The organism is Leisingera sp. ANG-M1 (assembly GCF_000813745.1).
Lineage (GTDB): Bacteria > Pseudomonadota > Alphaproteobacteria > Rhodobacterales > Rhodobacteraceae > Leisingera.
In genome coordinates this window covers 82,094-99,834 of the sequence record NZ_JWLC01000030.1, presented here as the reverse complement: position 1 = coordinate 99,834, position 17,741 = coordinate 82,094, and the positions used below count along the sequence as shown (strand labels likewise).

Genomic DNA, 17,741 nt, shown 5'->3' with positions numbered 1-17,741 from the left:
CTGGGCGATCTGGAACGTGGCGCAGTTTTTTCGGTTACTACAACATGAAACATGATGTATAGTGATCTGAAATAAAAGGAAAATTCATGATATCTCAAACGACACGCCTGCAACCGCTGGCAATAATGCTGGAGCAGGTTCTTTGAAGCAGAATCACGATCAACTTGTCGGCCTAATCTGGAGCATCGCAAACAAACTCCGTGGCCCGTATCGCCCGCCGCAGTATCGCCGTGTCATGCTGCCAATGACTGTACTGCGCCGGATGGATCTGGTTCTTGCCCCCACCAAGGCAAAAGTTCTCGCCCAATATGAGAAGCTAAAAGCACAGGGCCATAGCGAAGACGCGATCCATAAGATCCTTGGGAAAACCGCAGCGGATGATCGCGAGCAACCGCTTTACAACATTAGCAATTTTGACTTTGAAAAGCTGTTGGGCGATCCAAACAACATTGCACGTAATCTGGTTACCTATATCGAAGGCTTTTCACCCAAAGCCAAAGACATTTTCTCAAAGTTCGGCTTCGATGCAGAGATCGAGAAACTCGACAACGCAAACCGTCTGTTCTTGGTGATTCAGGAATTCGCCAAACCTGAAGTTGATCTCCATCCCGACCGCGTAAGCAACTTGCAGATGGGCTATGTCTTCGAAGAGCTAGTACGCAAGTTTAACGAACAAGCCAACGAAGAGGCTGGAGATCACTTCACGCCACGAGAAGTCATCCGTTTGATGGCTCATCTGATGTATACCGAGGACGAAGACGTTTATACGCCCGGCATCGCGCGTACGATTTATGACCCTACCTGCGGGACCGGCGGGATGCTCTCAATTTCTGAGGAGTACATTCGTGAGCAGAACCCTCAGGCAAATCTAATTCTCTATGGTCAAGAGTATAATGCCGAGTCCCACGCGATCTGTTGTTCCGACCTGCTCATCAAAGATGAACCCATCGACAACATTCACTTCGGTGACACACTGGGTGACGGCAAATCCGGAGACGGGCATCTGGACAAAAAATTCCATTACATGATGGCCAACCCGCCCTTCGGTGTGGAATGGAAAACCCAGCAATCCATCGTACAGAAAGAGGCTGACGCACTTGGGTTCTCTGGTCGTTTTGGCGCAGGCACACCACGTATCAACGACGGCGCGCTATTGTTCCTGCAAACCATGATCAGCAAGATGCGCCCCAGCCCCGAAATCGGCGGTGACGGCTCGAAAATCGCTATCGTTTTCAATGGATCTCCCCTCTTCACAGGGGATGCCGGATCGGGTGAAAGCAACATTCGCCGCTGGATCATCGAAAACGACTGGCTCGACGCGATTATCGCGCTGCCAGATCAGATGTTCTACAATACTGGGATTTTCACCTACATCTGGATTGTCTCGAACCGCAAACGCCCCGAGCGGCGCGGCAAGGTGCAATTGATTGATGGCACTAAGCACTTCCAGAAGATGCGCAAAAGCCTTGGCAATAAGCGCAATGAATTGTCTGACGACCACATTGACGAGATCACTCGCCTTTATGCCAAGTTCAAACATGACGAAACTTCACGCGTCGTCATCGACGGCAAAACCAAAGAGCGGATATGCTCCAAGATCTTCGACAACCGCGATTTCGGTTATCTCAAGATTACCGTCGAACGACCGCTGAAACTGAACTTCCAGGCCAGCGCAGAACGCATTGCACGGCTGGCAGGCGAGACAGCCTTTGCAAAACTGGCGCAGAGCAAAAAACGCAAGGACAGTGCCGTCATCGCGGCGGAGGAAGAGGCTGGCAAGGTCTTGCAGGATCGGATCATCGCTGTTTTGGAAGACATGCCCGACGCTCTGGTCAAAAATCGCGCTGACTTCACTCAGATACTCAACGCCGCCTTCAAAACCGCTGGCCTCAAGCTCGAAGCACCGATCCGCAAAGCGATCCTGAGCGCATTGTCGGAGCGGGATGAGACTGCCTCTACCTGCACCGACAGCAAAGGTAACCACGAGCCGGATACCGAGCTGCGCGATACCGAGCTGGTACCGCTGCCCAAGGATATCGATCTGCCAATGCTGAACGCGATTGAGGGTGAGTTGACGGATGATCAACTGCCCGATCTCGTGAAAAGCCATGTCGAAGCCTATCTCGCCGCCGAAGTGCATCCGCATGTGCCTGACGCCTGGGTTGATCACAAGAAAACCAAGATGGGCTATGAAATCCCGCTCAACCGGCATTTCTATGTCTACGAGCCGCCACGCTCGCTGGAGAAGATTGAAACGGATATCGAGGATATCACTCGCGACATTATGGAGATGCTTAAGGGGATCACCGCATGAGCTACGCCCCTTATCCGGCATACAAGGATAGCGGAGTTCCTTGGTTTGATACTGTTCCAGAACATTGGGATGTTCGACGATTGAAAGACGTCTCACGACTGAAGGGGGGAGCTGGTTTCCCATTGGACGAGCAGAATATTGAAGGCGAAGAACTCTATTTCTACAAGGTTGGTGACCTAAGCTTATCGAAAGATGGCGTTCATCTTGATAAGTCTCCGCACACAATAAATCGAAAGACAGCAGCAAAACTTCGCGCAGAGGTCATTCCGAAGGAGGCCATTTGCTACGCCAAAATTGGGGCTGCGCTTTTGCTGAACCGGCGGCGCATAACAACGGCAGATTGTTGTATCGATAACAATATGACGGCACTTCTACCCAACGCTGACCAACTCAATCACAAATACGCTTTCTATTGGATGTCGACGGTTGATTTCGGCGAACATACCAACCCTGGAGCTGTTCCTTCTCTTAGCGAAGGGTATCAATCATTTATTCCTATCGCCATACCGCCTATCGAAGAACAAACCGCAATCGCGGACTTTTTAGATGAGAAGACGACTGAGATAGATGATCTGATCGCCAAGAAGGAAGAGCTTCTGCGGCTTTTGGCTGAACAACGCACCGCATTGATCACCCACGCCGTCACCAAAGGCCTCAACCCTAACACTTCCATGAAACCCAGTGGCATCGACTGGCTTGGCGATGTGCCAGTAGGATGGGATGTTGTGCCGTTTAAATGGTGCTGTCAGGTTCAAAGCGGCCAAGTCGACCCAAAACTGGATGAATACAAGAGTCTGCCATTGATTGCTCCCGATCACATCGAGTCAGGCACTGGCCGCTTGCTTCCTTACGAGAGCGCTGAAGAGCAAGGGGCGATTAGTGGAAAGTATCAGTTTGATGCTGGCGAAGTTCTCTACAGTAAAATCCGCCCGGAGCTGTCTAAGGTTGCCCTAGCTCCCGAAGCTGGACTTTGCAGTGCCGACATGTACGCTATCCGAGCACTGAAAGGCTTGCGACCAGAGTTCTTGTTCTTCCAGATGCTTAGCCGCCACTTCCATCGCTTCGCAGTTCTCGAGTCGATGCGCGTCGCGATGCCGAAGATTAACCGAGAGTCACTAGGGGTTTTCCCGGTGATGATCCCTGATGAAAACACACAGTACGAAATTCTGGGCCATATCGAAACCGAGCTGGCCAAGATGGATCTGGCTGAAGAGAAGATCACGACTGCGCGTGATCATTTGAGGGAGTACCGCTCTTCAGTAATTACTAACGCGGTCACCGGTAAGATCAAGGTCGCGTAGTGATGCCAATAAACGCAGATGGCTACTTCAAGCATCTAAAAACCTTCCTCGACACTCGTGAAAGCGTTGGGAAAAGCAACATCCCGCACTATGGTCAGCTGTGCCGTGCCAAAGAGCGAGAGGGCCTGGCAGCCAATGAATTTCTTTTGGCTGATACGGATGAGACCACCAAAGAGCGTCTTAAAGCCAAGCTGTCTTTCTCAGGTCGAGTACTGGGGTTGCGACTGGATGCTTGCAAAAACCCGCTTTTCCACTTTCTCGACGACGACGGCAAACGCCCCTGGATGCGTAAATGCGACTTCGTCTTGTTTCAGGCACACGAAAACCGGCTGAAAGCCTATTGCATCGAGTTTAAGAAGGCGCGGACGTTTATCCCTGCATCAGACGTTATGCTTCAGCTGCATGCAGGCGAGGCATGGTGCCACACGCTGCACAAGCTGATCTCGGTCTATTCCAACAAGGACGCCCAGCTTGAGGTGTCCAAGTATGTTTTCACGGATTGCCAAAATCCCGGACCCGACTTGGATCCAGATGGAAAGTATCTGAGAGATTATCCGGATATTCGCCATTACCTATTCAATGAAGTGAACGGAATGGCGCTCGAAGATTTGGAAAATGACACACAAAAAGTAATCGTATAGATTGTAAACTATGAGAAAACATACTGAAATCCGTTTTGAAGATGCCATCACCGAAAGCCTGACTACGAATGGCGGCTATGCCTTGGGCGATCCTGACGGCTTTGATGCCGAGCGTGGGCTATTCCCTGACGATGTCATTGCCTTCATCGAGGCGACTCAGGCCAAACGCTGGGCCAGCCTGCAAGAGTTCCACGGTGACCGCGCCAAGGGCACTCTGCTAGACTCGCTCTGCAAAGAGCTGTCGGCCAAAGGCTCACTGCATGTGCTGCGCCACGGTTTCAAGTGTTTCGGTAAGACGTGGAAGCTGGCCTATTTTGCACCTGCCTCTGGCATGAACCCCGACGCGCTAGCTGACTACGCCGCCAACCGCCTGATAGCCACACGGCAGGTTCATTTCGATCCTAAGCAAAAGGGCCTCTCGCTTGATCTAGTTCTATCAGTCAATGGCCTGCCCATCGTGACGATGGAGCTGAAAAACCAGATGTCTGGCCAAACGGTTGAGCATGCCAAGAAGCAATACAAGGTCGACCGCGATCCGACTTGCCCAATTTTTCGGTTCAAAGAACGGGCGCTGGTGCATTTCGCTGTTGATACTGACCTAGCCTATATGACCACAAGGTTGAGCGGATCAAAGACGTTCTTTCTGCCCTTCAACAAAGGGCATGGGTACGGCGCGGGCAATCCGCTGGATGAGGACAATTACCGCACGGCTTATCTGTGGGAAGAGGTTCTGACCAAGGATAGCCTGATGGATATTCTCTCGCGCTTCCTACATTTGGAGGTCAAGGAAACCAAAGTCGTGACCGCACGCGGGATCAAGACTTCGCGCAAGGAAACGATGATCTTTCCGCGATATCACCAGCTTGATGCGGTGCGGAAGCTGGTGGCAGATGCCAAGACAAAAGGGCCGAGTCATAACTACCTGATCCAGCATTCCGCCGGGTCCGGTAAGTCTAACTCTATCGCCTGGCTGGCACACCGTTTATCCAGCCTGCACGATGGCAACGATCAAAAAGTGTTCAACACAGTGGTGGTGATCACTGACCGCCGTGTGCTGGATCAACAGCTGCAAGACACCATCTATCAGTTCGAGCACAAACAAGGCGTGGTCGAGAAGATCGACGAGAACACACAGCAGCTCGCCAAAGCGCTGTCCGGGGGTGTTCCGATTGTCATCACGACAATCCAGAAATTCCCATTTATTGCTCAAGCGTTGGATACGTTGGCCGAGAAGGGTGAAGGCGTCCAAATCAATACGACAGGCAAGACCTTTGCAGTGATCGTGGATGAGGCGCACAGTTCCCAAAGCGGCGAAACCGCAATGGAGTTGCGCAAAGTTCTCAACCGAGACGGTATTGCGGCCACCATAGCCGAGCAAATAATAGACGATGAGGAGGAGCAGAGCCTTTCGGATGAGGCGAAGGAAACTCTCTTCCAAGAGATGCTAAAACGCCCTCGTCAGAAGAACATCAGTTTTTTTGCGTTCACCGCGACACCGAAATTCAAGACGCTGGCAGTGTTCAATGAACCTGGGGCGAACGAGAAGCCCCCGTTTCACCACTACTCCATGAGACAAGCCATCGAAGAGGGCTTCATCATGGACGTGCTCAAGAATTACACGACTTATAAGGCCTATTATGGGCTGATTAAATCGATAGATGACGACCCCGAGGTACCTCGAAAGAAAGCGGCCAAGCAGCTTGCACGCTTTATGAGTCTTCATCCGCACAATATTTCGCAAAAGGTGGAGGTGATCATTGAGCACTTCCGCCATCACACGCGGCACAAAATCGGCGGCCGAGCGAAAGCCATGCTGGTCACCAGCTCGCGCTTACATGCTGTGCGTTATAAGCTGGCCTTCGATAAGTATGTGAAAGAAAAGGGCTATGGCGACATTAAAGCACTGGTCGCCTTTTCCGGTTCTGTAAAAGATCCCGATTTCCCAACCAAAGAATACACTGAAGTTGGGATGAACAAAGGTATCAAAGAAAGCGAGCTGCCAGAGAAATTCGGCACCGAGGAATACCAAGTGCTCCTGGTTGCTGATAAATATCAGACCGGTTTCGACCAACCCCTGCTTCATACGATGTACGTTGACAAGCGCCTGTCGGGTATTCAGGCGGTTCAAACGCTCTCTCGCCTCAATCGACGGACGGCGGGTAAAGAAGACACGTTTGTTCTGGATTTCGTGAACGAGCGCGATGAGATTTTCCAATCATTTAAAGACTTCTACGAGAGCACTGAAGCTGGCCAAGCACCAGATCCACACCAGCTGTATGAGTTGCAACACTCCATTGAGGAATGGCGAGTATTTGGTAGCGATGAAGTGGACCGGGTTTGTGAAATTTGGTTCAAGAATCGCAAGGAACCGACGGCTTCCGATCACCGAAACATAAACGCTTTGATTGACCTTGCCATCGAGCGCTTTGCCGCCTTGGTAGATGGTGATCGAGAACTACTGCGCGGTAAATTAACTAGCTTCCGAAACCTCTATGCCTTTTTGTCCCAAATCGTGCCCTACCAGGACTCCGAACAGGAGAAACTGTACACCTATCTTCGACTTTTAATCCCTAAACTGCCGAAACGCTTGGAGGATAATCCGTATCAACTCGGCGATGAGGTTGAGCTACAATACTACCGATTGCAGAAAATCAGCGAGGGTAGCATTGACCTAACGCAAGGCAAAGCGGAACCACTGAAAGGACCAACAGAAGTTGGCTCTGGAGTCTCCAAGGATGAAGCCGTCCAGCTCAGCTTGCTCGTCGATTCCCTCAATGAACGCTTCGGAACCGAATTCGACAAAGCGGATGAATTGTTCTTCGACCAAGTTGTGGAAGTGGCCACAGGAAAAGAAAAACTGAGGGAAGCCGCTCGGGCCAACACTCTAGATAACTTTTCCTTAGTCTTCAACTCCATGCTTGAAGGCATGTTCATTGAACGCATGGAGGGCAATGAAGAGATATTTGCCAAGCTAATGAACGATGATCGATTTCGCGAAGCCGCGGCCAATGGCTTGGTAAAGCGTGTTTACGATACGATTATTAAAGCAAATGGGTCTCCAAACGATCCAAATACTGATGATCCCGGACCCATGAAATTTGGTGAATAATAATAAAAATGAAAAACTCCGATGCATATAGTCAGAGACTCGAACAAAAATCTATTGTCTCATCTCGACTGAGTGAAACCACACGTTTTGTTGCGTTTGGTATCGTCGCATGGGTTTTTGCGATCCAAACGTCTGGCGCAGATTTCTCAAAATCATATATTTCGGCATATGAATTCTGGATCAACTCAGCCGGAGCTCTGGCTGTAATATCCATCTCTTGTGATTACTTCCAATATTTATGCGCTTACTTTTCGGTAAATCACGCACTCACCCGGAGAGATAGTGACTACAAATACAACAAAAACCATCCCGCCTACTTATTGCAAACTTTATTCTTCATCATCAAACAGATTGCTGTTGGTGTTGCTGCAATCACAACTGCGGCGACATTCGCCCTTCACATTTTCTTAAATTAGCTCGGTATTTCCATCAGAGCACTGTCACAATCTCATTCAGAATAGCCTGCGCATCACTTTTTGATCTCCCAAAAATGAAGAGGACTGACCTCTCGGCCAGTCCTCCCGCTCTCGACAAGGAGAGTCATTGGCGTTGATCACGTGCGTCGATGCGACTTTGAAGCCAGTCCTGAACCTCAGTCTCAACCCACCCCACGCGGTTGTGGCCCAGCTTTACCCTCTTGGGGAATTTGCCTGCCGCTTCCAGACGTGCGATATGCTGCGGTGAGTACAGAACCAATTCAGTCACCTGCCGCTTGCTCAACATCTTCATCACAATACTCCTCTTGTTGAGGAGCATCGCGATGCCCCAAGGAAAGCCCCAGGGTGGTTCTTTGATACGAAATTCAATCTATGGAAGATAGGCCCTTCATCGGATCAACTTGCTGAGCAGTACAATTAACCCATGCATGATGGCGTGCACCGCCATCGCAAACAGCCAGATGAGTTGCCCCAGAATGATAAACAGGCTTACGAGCATAGCGCAGACCCTCCCTGTAGGAGACGGCCCAGATACACATCGGTAATCTCGATGCGGTTATGGCCGAGCTCTTTGGAGATCCGTTGGCGTGCCTGGCGGTCTAATTCGTATTGCTCATCACTCATCAGGGAGCGGCCAGGGCCGCCATTGATGGGGCACTTCATGCCTGTGAGCTTTTCATAGCGGGCTTGTGCGTATTTGTGGCGCAGGCCATGCGCCCGAGTGATGCCCGCCCCGTGCACTTGGCGTTCATAAATCCGCATGTGCTGGGCATAAGAGCGCTCTTCCGGGATCAAGCTGCCGTCCGCTGCAATCTGGGCGACGGCAGACAACACAACACGCTGATGCTGGGACACAATCGGCACCGTGCGCGGACGACCACCTTTGGTCCAGCTTCCCTTGAGTCTCAGGCAATCTTTCTTGATGGCCTCTTTCGGGATAATTTTCATCGCTTCTTCCCGGCGCAACCCGAATGCGGCCTGAAGCAGAACCGCAGCCTGCACATGTCGATCTGTCAGGGCGTCCAATTGATCCGGGTGCAGCGTGAAGGCGATGTTCTGCCGTTCGGTGCGGTCATCATTGAGCTCATAGCTGGCATTGTCCTTGTCCAGGATGGAAACCTTGTCCACCTTCTGCGCCCACCATCGAAGCCAGCTCATCCGGTTTCGGATGGTGGCTTTGGTGAGCCCACTGTCCCGCCAATGATCGACCAGGGCATTTACATGCTTTGGCTTGATGGAGCGGGAGGTTTTCAAGGAATAGCCCAGGTGTTTGAGTTCCGCTGCCATGGCGGTCAGACCTCGTTGACGGTTCTTTTGTGTTCCAAAACTGCCATCACGGTTACGCTTGGTGAGGCGCACCAAGTCCATAGTGAGATTATCCATCTCCTTTTCTTTCTGTTGTTTTCGATATTGCTAAGTGTTGATGGCCAACCGGCAGCCCTCAGGCTGAGCGGTCCGCAAAAGCGGGAATTGGCCCAGACAAAAATGCGCCCTTGGCGCTTATGTCTGTTGCCCCAATGGGCGGAAATACGCCCGGAGGCGGGATTTCAGGTTATGCGCTGCGATGCGCAGCATTGACGGCGTGATGCCGTAAAGTCGTGAACGGACCGCTCATGGCGGTTTAAGATGATCAGTGATCATGCAGTGTCTCCTTTGTAAAACGGTGTGAGATGGAACTGGGAAAGTTGGACGTCCTCTTTTCCATGGTTTCGAGAGCATTATACGGCCAAGCCGATTTTCCTGCGACGAAATGATCAGAAATGATGAGGGATCGTTCGTGGCTCAGCTCGTCATTTGCCCGTCACTTGTCATTTCCTCTCAGAAACGGCGGTGAGGGAGGCGAACCGAGCGCCGTCACTCCGCGCCACGGAGTGACGGCGCAGCCGTGCATGGCCGTTGGCCATCGGGGGATACCCCCGCCGAGGCGTTGCCTCGCCCCCAGTGCTGATGGGCAGCACGCGCAAACAAGTTGCGCCATTATTGTCTGAAGCTAAGGGGCGCTACCCCTCGCGCGGTCAATGGGTAAAGGCTTCGCCCACGCAGGAGATTATTTTCCCCTGCTGCTCAATTCTCCGAATTGATCACCATTCCTCGCGCACCAAAATAATCACCTGCGCGCCCTTGTCCTTGCTACCCCCGCGTTCGCCACGTGGCAGGGTTCCAAGATATTCTTGAAACCCGCGGCCATTACAAAGGGAACACACTGCGATCTTATTGAGGTACATTGGATTAACCTTGCGCCATTAACCATTTCTAGCTGGACAAAGAATGTTATAACCGGCACATCGCATTCAAATTCATGCACAGCGAAAGACAGGCAATGACTGATCTCAATCTCAACGACATGTCCCTTGAAGAACTGAAAGCTCTTGAAAAGGACGTTGGCGCTGCCATCAAAACCTTTGAAGCCCGCAAGCTGGCAGAAGCCCGTGATGTTCTGACTGCTAAGGCAAAAGAGCTCGGCGTCAGCATTGAAGAGGTTTTTGGCGCTAAAGGAACCAAGGTCAAAAAGGTTGTTGAGCCGAAGTATCGCCACCCTGAAAACCCAGCATTGACTTGGAGCGGTCGCGGCCGTCAGCCCGAATGGTTCAAAGAAGCCATTGGCGCTGGAACAGCCAAAGAAGACCTGTTGATCAAGTAAAGCATCAACGCAAGTCTGCACGCAAAAAGGGAGCTGAACACTCAGCTCCCTTTCTTTTTTGACTACCTGTCTGGCCTGCCGTCAGGTTTCGTCTTTCACCGAGAAGTCATAACCCCACTTTTCTTTGAGATATTTTTGCGCAACGCCTGCGCATTCCAAAGCCGTGCTCTTACTTGAAAAGTAAGTGTGATCCACATCGGCAAAGCCAGTCATGACGAAGCGACTCACCTCCATGCTGATCGCGCCGATGGCGTCAGATGTGGAGAGACCGCCCAATGTCATGCTGTAATCCCCGTCAGGAAATTGCTCCAACGTGATTACCATTTCAGAAGGTTCCAGAGGTTCAAAGTTTGCGGGCGAGTATGCCGGAAAGGGCTTCACAACCGTCCAATTAATTGAGAACAGGTACAGCATGACCCGTGACATGATCTGTGACGGCAGTTCATGTGCTTCAAGCTTGGGGTAAACCCAGGCATAGGTTGGCGCAAGCGCGCGCTGCCCGGCATTACCGCCTTGCGTAAATGCTTCTCTGATCACCGCATCTGCTTCATCATCATCCAGAGCATTAACGGCATTGAGATAAATCGCGTTGGCGATGATGATTCGGGCTGTCCAGTCATTGCTGATTTCAGAGAGTGTGCCCAGTTGACTCGCCCCGACGAAAATGGGGCTGGTCTCAGTGACCATCCAGCGGTCAATGGCACTGGTTCTGCTCAAACCGCAATGAGTATTTGTAGATTGCATAGTCTTTTTCCTTTTGGAATCAAAAGTGCCCCGGTTTCCCGGAGCACAGCGAAGTAAGTGAAGGGGGCTTTACCAGAAGCTCGTTTTGTCTTTGGGCTTGCCCACAAACAGCGCGTCAATGTCATTGGAGGCATCGTCTGCCGCGATTTGCTGGCCAACACTCAGGCAGTGATTAAGGCCGCCGGTGCGGTAGCGATTGGTGCTCGACATGGCATCGGAAATTCCCGAGTGCCCGCAGATTTTATCAAAGTCTGAATACGGCTTCTTCTTGCTGCCGAAGAGATCGCCGTCGTCATCGTCAAAAATACCCATGAAGAACTCCTTTGTTGGGTGAAGGATTAGTGATTGCGGGGAAAGGGACGGCCTACGGCGTGTAGACCTTGAGCGTGCCGTCAGACATGCCGACGGTGCACGACTCCGCTGTCAGGCGCGGATAGCGGCCCTGCGGCGTCCGCATGACTGCTTCCCTGACTTTGCCCGTGCAACCTTGTGTGGCGAGGGGCTGATACCCTTTTCGAGCCATGCACTGACCGTAAGCCCGCTTTCGAGCGGGGATGTTTTGATCTGTGACGGTTGTTTGCCCGCCTGCCCAATAACCGCCCTGCCAGAAGCAGCCTTTGCTATTGCAATGCTGCCGTGCCGGAACCCAATAGCGCTGGCTTGTGTGGGAGACATTGGCAACCGGCGCGCGCTTCGTTGCCTGTCTAGTGCAGGCCTCAACATCCCGATTCCGTTGAAGCGGTGTAATGCCTTCTTTGTACTGCAATTCAGTAGTGACACACCCAGAGCAGAGCAAAAGCCCCAGCATCCAGCCCATTTTGCGCATCGCGTAACTCCTGTAGGATCGAACGGAATTCCCCAAACTGTTCAGCGCCTTGCAAAAGGTTGATTTTGCGATTGAACAGGAGTCGTTGCTTCATGTAGGATTCCGGTAAGGGTTGCTTCGGCAATCTCTACACCTTTGAAACAAAGGGCATTTTTTCTTCACCGAACAGAATGGGGAAGACTGTTCGGCGGGAAAAGGCAGACAAACCTCAACGAAAGCAAAAGCATCCTGGGCGAAGTTACAGCGCGCACCAAGGGACATATTTTGATGTCCGGGCCGTCGCTTCTCACCTCCACCGGCCATCGCAAGTATCTCAACGCCGTTGAACGTGACCGCTTTACTGCTGCTGCTCATGCCCAGCCAGACAAAGCGTGTCTGTTGTGCCTGACATTGCTATGGACAGGCGGGCGGTTGTCGGAGGTGCTGGCATTGAAGCCAGAGCACATTTCCCGCGATGAGGGGGCTGTAATCTTCCGAACGCTGAAGAAACGCGACCAGATCGTCTTTCGGCAGGTGCCGGTTCCAAGATCTCTGATCACTGCTCTGTCAGAAGGTAAAAAGCCTCTGTTCCCCTGGCAGCGCACCCAGGCATGGACCATTGTAAAATCGGTCATGCAAGACGCTTGTATATCAGGCCCACAGGCGACCGCCAGAGGTTTGCGTCACAGTTTTGCCGTTCATGCTGTCACCCGTGGCGTACCGCTTCACCTCATACAGCGGTGGCTTGGGCATAGCCGATTGGAAACCACCGCCATCTATAGCCAAGCATTGGGGCCTGAGGAACGGCAGATTGCAGAGCGCATGTGGGATTAGAGCTGGGATTGCTCCCAGGCGTTGGCAATATCTTCAAAGCACCATTCCCGAAATCCGCCTGATGAGAGGGACTTTCGGCTGAAGCAGCCGCTAAGTCCACTCTTTACCTTGAACTGCTGGAACCAGGACTGTGATCGAGGTTTGCCCCGCGTGTTTGTCTTGATGCTGCGAATATGCAGCCCGTTGGCCCATTGATCACGCGGATTGGCAACTGATTGACGATCTGCAAGGTATCTTCGCAGTTTTCGGATTACCACTTCGTTTGGATCAGTGCTCAGTTCCGACTTAAAGTTATCAATGACCTCTTGAGCAGCTTGTTTGGCTGTTTCGGTCAGCATGTGTTGGAGTTCGTGCTCCATAAAAATCATGGCAGGTTGTCCACTCATATATATCCCCTTTATCTGATTTAACGAAAAAGGGCGCCACCCGGCGCCCCAAAATAAAAAAGCCGCACAGTTGCGACGTTGAAAGTATTTGATCACAAATGGCCCGATTTGTCAATTTAATTCGCCTGCGAAATTATTGGGGTGTCTTGCACTGATGAAAAAGTGAATATAAAGAAATGCGTACACGAAACGTACACGGCGGTAGTTGTAGATTTTGAATGAATGGTAAGTTATTGAAAAATATGGTCGGGGAGATAGGATTCGAACCTACGACCCTCTGGTCCCAAACCGATTTTGTATGCAATATGAATATTGAAGATTTGCGCATAAGTTATTGATTTTAAACAGTATATCATAATTTTTAAAAAATTTAATATTGCAATTTTTTCACAAATTGTGCCAAAATGCGTACACCAGACGTACACGAGAAACAAAAAAACTGAAGGAATTTTGGCACGATTATACCTTACCGACACACTTGTTAGAACATCAATTTGCGAGCCTGCCAAGTCTCAAGAAATCATCCGAGATTGTGCGCTTGGTGTGGACGGCAAAATGCGAAATGATTCTGTTTCCGGACTCGGACTTCGCATAACATCTCAAGGCGCAAAATCTTTCATTCACAACTACCGCTATAACGGCAAAGCTCGAAGAAAGGTTATTGGTACTCCAGACACGATGAACGTGTCATCCGCACGCCTCATCGTCAAACAGCGTAATACGGAAATTGAACAAGGCATTGATCCAGACGCAAATGTTCGCGTGGATTACCGGAAAAAGCATGCCGAAACCTTCGGTGAGGTGATTGATGCTTACTACGCTCAGCAACTTGCCTCCAAGAGCAAAACACATCGATCAGAGTTTGGACGCTTGGTTGCGCCGTGGACCTGGGAGCCACCTAAAACCTCAAATCGCGGGCAAAGGCGTAAATACAAGGTCACGATTGGTGAAACTTTCCGCGATGTACCGATGATAGACATCACCCCGCGCCACATCGGGCCGTATATTCAACAGTTTCGTTCAGACAGCACGGCCAACAACGCTCTTCAGCAGCTAAAAGCGCTCTTCAACTGGGCCATCCGCATGCAGTACGTCGATATGCGCAATCCATGTGACCCATTCACGAAGAGAAAGGTCATCAAACAGCGCCGCGACTATACGCCTGAACAGGTTCGAGAAATTTCTTGGCACGTGTTCAATCCCCCAATGCGTACTGCTGTCAATCTCGAGGGGCTTGCAGGGGAGGAGAAGCGTCTAGCCGCCCTCCAGGCTGGCCACTTTACGCGTCAGCACGAACACCTAACAGAGCTCTGTGCTTTCATGGGCATATTGTTCCTCACGATGGCGCGTCCAGCAGAGGTGAAACAGGCAAAGTTCGAGCACTTCGATCTAGAGCGCCTCATTTGGCACAAACACAACACCAAAGGTATCAAGCTCTCTCGCAACCGCTATGAGTATGCGTATCGCTCCGTGCCCATTCATCCGAAGGTCGCTGAACTGGTGAGGGAGCAGCGAGGGCGCTGGCCTGAGAGTGGATTACTGTTCCCGAACCATTCAGATCCATCTCAGCCGCGAGACAACTTCAAGAGATCCATTCAGAGCTTCAAGAAGCTCGATGGGGTCCCTGAATACTTTCAGCTCTATGACCTCAAGCGCATGGCGATTTCATTGATGATCACGGGGCAAGGAGTACGACGGGAAGATGTGTCCCATTATGTAGATCACAGGGGAAATCTTGATACGACCATGATCTACGATCTTGGGTTTGTAGATCCACTGAGACCAGTAACAAACAAGCTGGGGCAATTACTAGGTGTGGATTAACGGTACTGTTTAGATGGCAGGCCTCAACCAAATAAGTGGAATAATGTTGCGTAAAGAAACCTCACATGGTAATAATATTTTTGCAAATTGCTTGAGCGCGCCACCAAAAGTGGCGCGCCCAGAGACATCATGAGTGTTTAAATGATCGATGCGATGATGATCGCAATTGCAAGCTGAACGAAGAATGCACGTGCAGGGTCTAAGCTGGCGCGGATAAATTCGTTCAAGAAGGTAAGAGCAAGCCATGCCACGGCTTTGCTCTTATCTTTTTTTGTATTCCCACCAGCATATTTCTCGCGGTATTCGTCTACATAGTGACCATAGTCATCGCGAAAGCTCTGCTTCGGAATGACACACGCCAGAAGATTGCGGTAGAGTTTTGGAGGCCATTTTATTGACCGGCGTTCTACATTTAGAGTAAGGCTCATATTCGTCCTTCCTATAAAAAATTTATAATGAAGGCGCGAAATGCGCCTTCGGCGATTACGCGGGGTTAGTTTTCACAGGGGTTTCACGAGACGTGAGGGGATTGTTTCTGGTCGATGTCTCCTTGTTTTCATCAATGAGGGATTGAAAGAACGTTTGGCCGTGTTCCGTCAAGAAATACACAGCACGCGAACGCTGCCCTTTTTGCCTTACTTCTGGCAAGCAGCGTTTACTGTCCAAGATTCCCATTTTTTTGAGCCGATTTAGGCTTCTGGAAACCTGGCCAACAGTTACAGTCCGATTTAGATTTTCAGACAAGAATATTGCAAGCGCTGAGCTATAAGCATCTGGTCCTAGCTTTACAACGGCAGCTAGAAGCGGTTGCTCGAAAGAACCCAGTAGCCTTTGAGCCAAGTATTTTGTGGGGGATGTGTTAGGACGGGAGATTTTAGTTAGTGAGATTGGAAAGACAGACATTGAAGTCTCCATGATATGGATGCTGACTCGCCAACAGTCAGCATAGCTAGGTTCGAGGCTCGGGAGTTTTTTGGGGGTGAGTTGCGTAGGTTCAGAGCCTCTATGAAAATAACATCTCGTGTTAAAGAGATGCGAAGGCGTCGGGAAAAATTCAAGGATCGCTGCGAAGAAAATTTTGCACCCCTGTGCGCATCCAAGCGTCAGCAAGCATCACAGACTCATTCAAAGTCTGGAAATATAGTTTACTAACAAACAGTTGGATGGCATCAGAAGATTTGAAATTTGAATGGCGTCGCTGCAGAGATGGAGCAAGCCTAGCCTACTCATTCTTTCATCCCTTAATCTTTGATGAGCTCTTGAAGCAGTAGCTCATACCGGCTTGCAGCGTCTCGCATCTCTTCAAAATAGGAATGCCGATTGTAGACGGCAGCAACCCCACTGATGGTTCCCGTGACATGGTTCAAGAGTTTTTCAGTTACGTGAATCGGTGTGCCGATCTTGGCGTGTATGGTAGCAAAAGTGCGCCGCAGATCATGAAGGGTGTAAGGAGCAACGCCCTCTACCCCTTCATCAAATCTCGCTTTGTGCCAGGCCCATGTAGAAAACGGCTTTTCGGGGTCAGTGGCGGCAGGGAACAGCAAGTCACCAGTATCCGGCAGATTTGACACTACTTTTTGAGCCAAAGGCGATAAGGGGATGCGGTGTTCTCGCTTGTTCTTGGCAAAACCTTCTGGGAACGTCACTTCATCCCCATTGATCCAAGACTTGCGCAGAAGCCCGATTTCAGTGCGTCTCTGACCGGTTAGGATCAAGAGCTGTACAATCGGCCCAAATGGGAAAGGGGTCTCCAAAGCACGCAGATACACTTGCTTGAGCTCATCTTCACTCAACACGCGATCTCGAGCCTTCATCGTCTGCTTCATCGGGGGCACGACCGAATGTTCAATGAGGCCATGCCGCACACACCAGTTCATCATGGTTCGGATGGCTACATAGGCATGAGATTGCTCTGATGGTGTACCTGACAAGCCGGACACCACCTCCATCACTTGCTTGCGCGTGACGTCCTGAACATCCTCTTTGAAATTGAAATGTCTATTCAATAGCCGAGTATAGTCAGCTATCGTGCGCGGCTTGTTGCGCTTTTCGCAGTCGCTGAGGAAACGCTTCTTGGCATCTTCGAATAGTACAGCCTCTCGAGAAGACGCATCTTCTTCACCTTCCACCTCAACGAAGAAGCGCTTGGCCTGCGCACGTGCATCAGACAGGGACAGGCTTGGGTAACGGCCCAACGTCTTGAGGCGACGTTTTTCTCCGTACATGACCACGAAAGACTTGCTCTTTGTTGAGCATCGCAAGCCAAATCCTGGCATGACTTCATCCCAATGGGTCACTTGCCCCTTCTCGGGAAGAGACAGCTTCTTGATCGCCATGTCGGTCAGCCGCAGCTTCATTTCAGTCTCTTTTTAGTCTCATGAATCGCGAGCGTAAGGAGGTGTTTCTATGTTCAGCAATAATCACAAAACCCCTTATTTTCAAGGGTAATACTAGGAATATGGTCTTCTATGTTCACTTATGAAACCCATATTTCACGGATTGCAAATCCGTGTACACCGGTTCGATTCCGGTACTCGCCTCCAAAAAATTCAATGACTTGTGTCATTGCCCTTCTCCTCCACTGCGCATTTTGAAACAAGCGTTGAAACTTTCACGTTTCGATCGTGATCCGTTCCATTTGATTTCTTGCCTCTTGAGCGCGTTTAGCCAGCTCTCTCTGCCGGATCGGCACACCGTATTTTTTC

Annotated in this window: 16 protein-coding genes; 8 read left to right on the top strand and 8 right to left on the bottom strand. The window is 50.7% G+C overall.

The genetic code is table 11. The annotated features are described in order from the left end of the window. Positions 1-142: 142 nt before the first annotated feature. From RA19_RS23790 to RA19_RS26740, 5 genes are read left to right on the top strand one after another with little or no spacing between them, the layout of a single operon-like run. Positions 143-2,314: a type I restriction-modification system subunit M gene (locus tag RA19_RS23790; RefSeq protein ID WP_039167738.1), complete on the top strand. Its 2,172-nt coding sequence runs from the start codon at positions 143-145 to the stop codon at positions 2,312-2,314. Next, a complete protein-coding gene (locus RA19_RS23785; protein WP_052262027.1) occupies positions 2,311-3,615 on the top strand; it encodes a restriction endonuclease subunit S in 1,305 nt (434 codons plus the stop codon). The genes RA19_RS23790 and RA19_RS23785 overlap by 4 nt, the downstream gene beginning before the upstream one ends. 2 nt (positions 3,616-3,617) lie before the next feature. After that, positions 3,618-4,256, top strand: coding sequence for a hypothetical protein (locus RA19_RS25980; RefSeq protein ID WP_052262026.1), 639 nt, complete (start codon positions 3,618-3,620; stop codon positions 4,254-4,256). Positions 4,257-4,266: 10 nt separating this feature from the next. Then, positions 4,267-7,365, top strand: a complete 3,099-nt coding sequence (locus RA19_RS23775; protein WP_052262025.1) for a type I restriction endonuclease subunit R — start codon at positions 4,267-4,269, stop codon at positions 7,363-7,365. Between the two features lie 8 nt (positions 7,366-7,373). Continuing rightward, entirely contained in the window at positions 7,374-7,781 is a 408-nt protein-coding gene (locus tag RA19_RS26740) for a hypothetical protein (protein WP_152615863.1), read from the top strand. A gap of 124 nt (positions 7,782-7,905) precedes the next feature. Here RA19_RS26740 and RA19_RS23770 read toward each other — a convergent pair whose 3' ends face one another. Both RA19_RS23770 and RA19_RS23765 read right to left on the bottom strand, forming a co-directional pair. Beyond that, positions 7,906-8,094, bottom strand: a complete 189-nt coding sequence (locus RA19_RS23770; protein WP_039167848.1) for a helix-turn-helix transcriptional regulator — start codon at positions 8,092-8,094, stop codon at positions 7,906-7,908. A gap of 197 nt (positions 8,095-8,291) precedes the next feature. Next, entirely contained in the window at positions 8,292-9,185 is an 894-nt protein-coding gene (locus RA19_RS23765; protein WP_039167735.1) for a phage integrase N-terminal domain-containing protein, read from the bottom strand. A gap of 937 nt (positions 9,186-10,122) precedes the next feature. Between RA19_RS23765 and RA19_RS23760 the strand changes: the two genes are divergently transcribed. Further along, the gene (locus tag RA19_RS23760; protein WP_039167732.1) at positions 10,123-10,443 is read left to right on the top strand and encodes an H-NS histone family protein; all 321 of its coding nucleotides are present in this window, start codon (positions 10,123-10,125) and stop codon (positions 10,441-10,443) included. 81 nt (positions 10,444-10,524) lie between these two features. On the opposite strand, the gene RA19_RS23755 is transcribed toward RA19_RS23760, so the two are convergent. The 3 genes from RA19_RS23755 to RA19_RS27260 form a co-directional block, all read right to left on the bottom strand. Further along, positions 10,525-11,187: a hypothetical protein gene (locus RA19_RS23755; RefSeq protein WP_152615862.1), complete on the bottom strand. Its 663-nt coding sequence runs from the start codon at positions 11,185-11,187 to the stop codon at positions 10,525-10,527. Between the two features lie 69 nt (positions 11,188-11,256). Continuing rightward, positions 11,257-11,499, bottom strand: coding sequence for a hypothetical protein (locus tag RA19_RS23750; RefSeq protein ID WP_039167727.1), 243 nt, complete (start codon positions 11,497-11,499; stop codon positions 11,257-11,259). A 455-nt stretch (positions 11,500-11,954) separates the two neighbouring features. Beyond that, the gene (locus RA19_RS27260; protein ID WP_206540301.1) at positions 11,955-12,107 is read right to left on the bottom strand and encodes a hypothetical protein; all 153 of its coding nucleotides are present in this window, start codon (positions 12,105-12,107) and stop codon (positions 11,955-11,957) included. A 41-nt stretch (positions 12,108-12,148) separates the two neighbouring features. Between RA19_RS27260 and RA19_RS23745 the strand changes: the two genes are divergently transcribed. Further along, positions 12,149-12,826 carry a tyrosine-type recombinase/integrase gene (locus RA19_RS23745; protein WP_241479137.1) on the top strand — a complete coding sequence of 226 codons (678 nt, stop codon included), beginning with the start codon at positions 12,149-12,151 and terminating at the stop codon, positions 12,824-12,826. Here the strand turns inward: RA19_RS23745 and RA19_RS23740 are convergent. Further along, complete coding sequence (locus RA19_RS23740) at positions 12,823-13,308, bottom strand: hypothetical protein (protein WP_152615861.1); 486 nt, start codon at positions 13,306-13,308, stop codon at positions 12,823-12,825. The genes RA19_RS23745 and RA19_RS23740 overlap by 4 nt on opposite strands. A gap of 459 nt (positions 13,309-13,767) precedes the next feature. Here RA19_RS23740 and RA19_RS23735 point away from each other — a divergent pair, with 459 nt between their 5' ends. Next, the gene (locus RA19_RS23735; protein WP_082020663.1) at positions 13,768-15,036 is read left to right on the top strand and encodes a tyrosine-type recombinase/integrase; all 1,269 of its coding nucleotides are present in this window, start codon (positions 13,768-13,770) and stop codon (positions 15,034-15,036) included. A gap of 137 nt (positions 15,037-15,173) precedes the next feature. Here the strand turns inward: RA19_RS23735 and RA19_RS23730 are convergent, their stop codons facing one another. After that, positions 15,174-15,464, bottom strand: coding sequence for a hypothetical protein (locus RA19_RS23730; RefSeq protein WP_039167719.1), 291 nt, complete (start codon positions 15,462-15,464; stop codon positions 15,174-15,176). An 813-nt stretch (positions 15,465-16,277) separates the two neighbouring features. Then, a complete protein-coding gene (locus RA19_RS23725; RefSeq protein ID WP_039167716.1) occupies positions 16,278-17,393 on the bottom strand; it encodes a tyrosine-type recombinase/integrase in 1,116 nt (371 codons plus the stop codon). Positions 17,394-17,741: the final 348 nt, after the last annotated feature.

Excerpts from the sequence above, each read along its gene's own strand:
- RA19_RS23785 (WP_052262027.1), top strand. The coding sequence starts at position 2,311 with ATGAGCTACGCCCCTTATCCGGCATACAAGGATAGCGGAGTTCCTTGG.
- RA19_RS25980 (WP_052262026.1), top strand. The coding sequence starts at position 3,618 with ATGCCAATAAACGCAGATGGCTACTTCAAGCATCTAAAAACCTTCCTC.
- RA19_RS23775 (WP_052262025.1), top strand. The coding sequence starts at position 4,267 with ATGAGAAAACATACTGAAATCCGTTTTGAAGATGCCATCACCGAAAGC.
- RA19_RS26740 (WP_152615863.1), top strand. The coding sequence starts at position 7,374 with ATGAAAAACTCCGATGCATATAGTCAGAGACTCGAACAAAAATCTATT.
- RA19_RS23770 (WP_039167848.1), bottom strand. The coding sequence starts at position 8,094 with ATGAAGATGTTGAGCAAGCGGCAGGTGACTGAATTGGTTCTGTACTCA.
- RA19_RS23765 (WP_039167735.1), bottom strand. The coding sequence starts at position 9,185 with ATGGATAATCTCACTATGGACTTGGTGCGCCTCACCAAGCGTAACCGT.
- RA19_RS23760 (WP_039167732.1), top strand. The coding sequence starts at position 10,123 with ATGACTGATCTCAATCTCAACGACATGTCCCTTGAAGAACTGAAAGCT.
- RA19_RS23755 (WP_152615862.1), bottom strand. The coding sequence starts at position 11,187 with ATGCAATCTACAAATACTCATTGCGGTTTGAGCAGAACCAGTGCCATT.
- RA19_RS23750 (WP_039167727.1), bottom strand. The coding sequence starts at position 11,499 with ATGGGTATTTTTGACGATGACGACGGCGATCTCTTCGGCAGCAAGAAG.
- RA19_RS27260 (WP_206540301.1), bottom strand. The coding sequence starts at position 12,107 with ATGAAGCAACGACTCCTGTTCAATCGCAAAATCAACCTTTTGCAAGGC.
- RA19_RS23735 (WP_082020663.1), top strand. The coding sequence starts at position 13,768 with ATGCGAAATGATTCTGTTTCCGGACTCGGACTTCGCATAACATCTCAA.
- RA19_RS23730 (WP_039167719.1), bottom strand. The coding sequence starts at position 15,464 with ATGAGCCTTACTCTAAATGTAGAACGCCGGTCAATAAAATGGCCTCCA.
- RA19_RS23725 (WP_039167716.1), bottom strand. The coding sequence starts at position 17,393 with ATGAAGCTGCGGCTGACCGACATGGCGATCAAGAAGCTGTCTCTTCCC.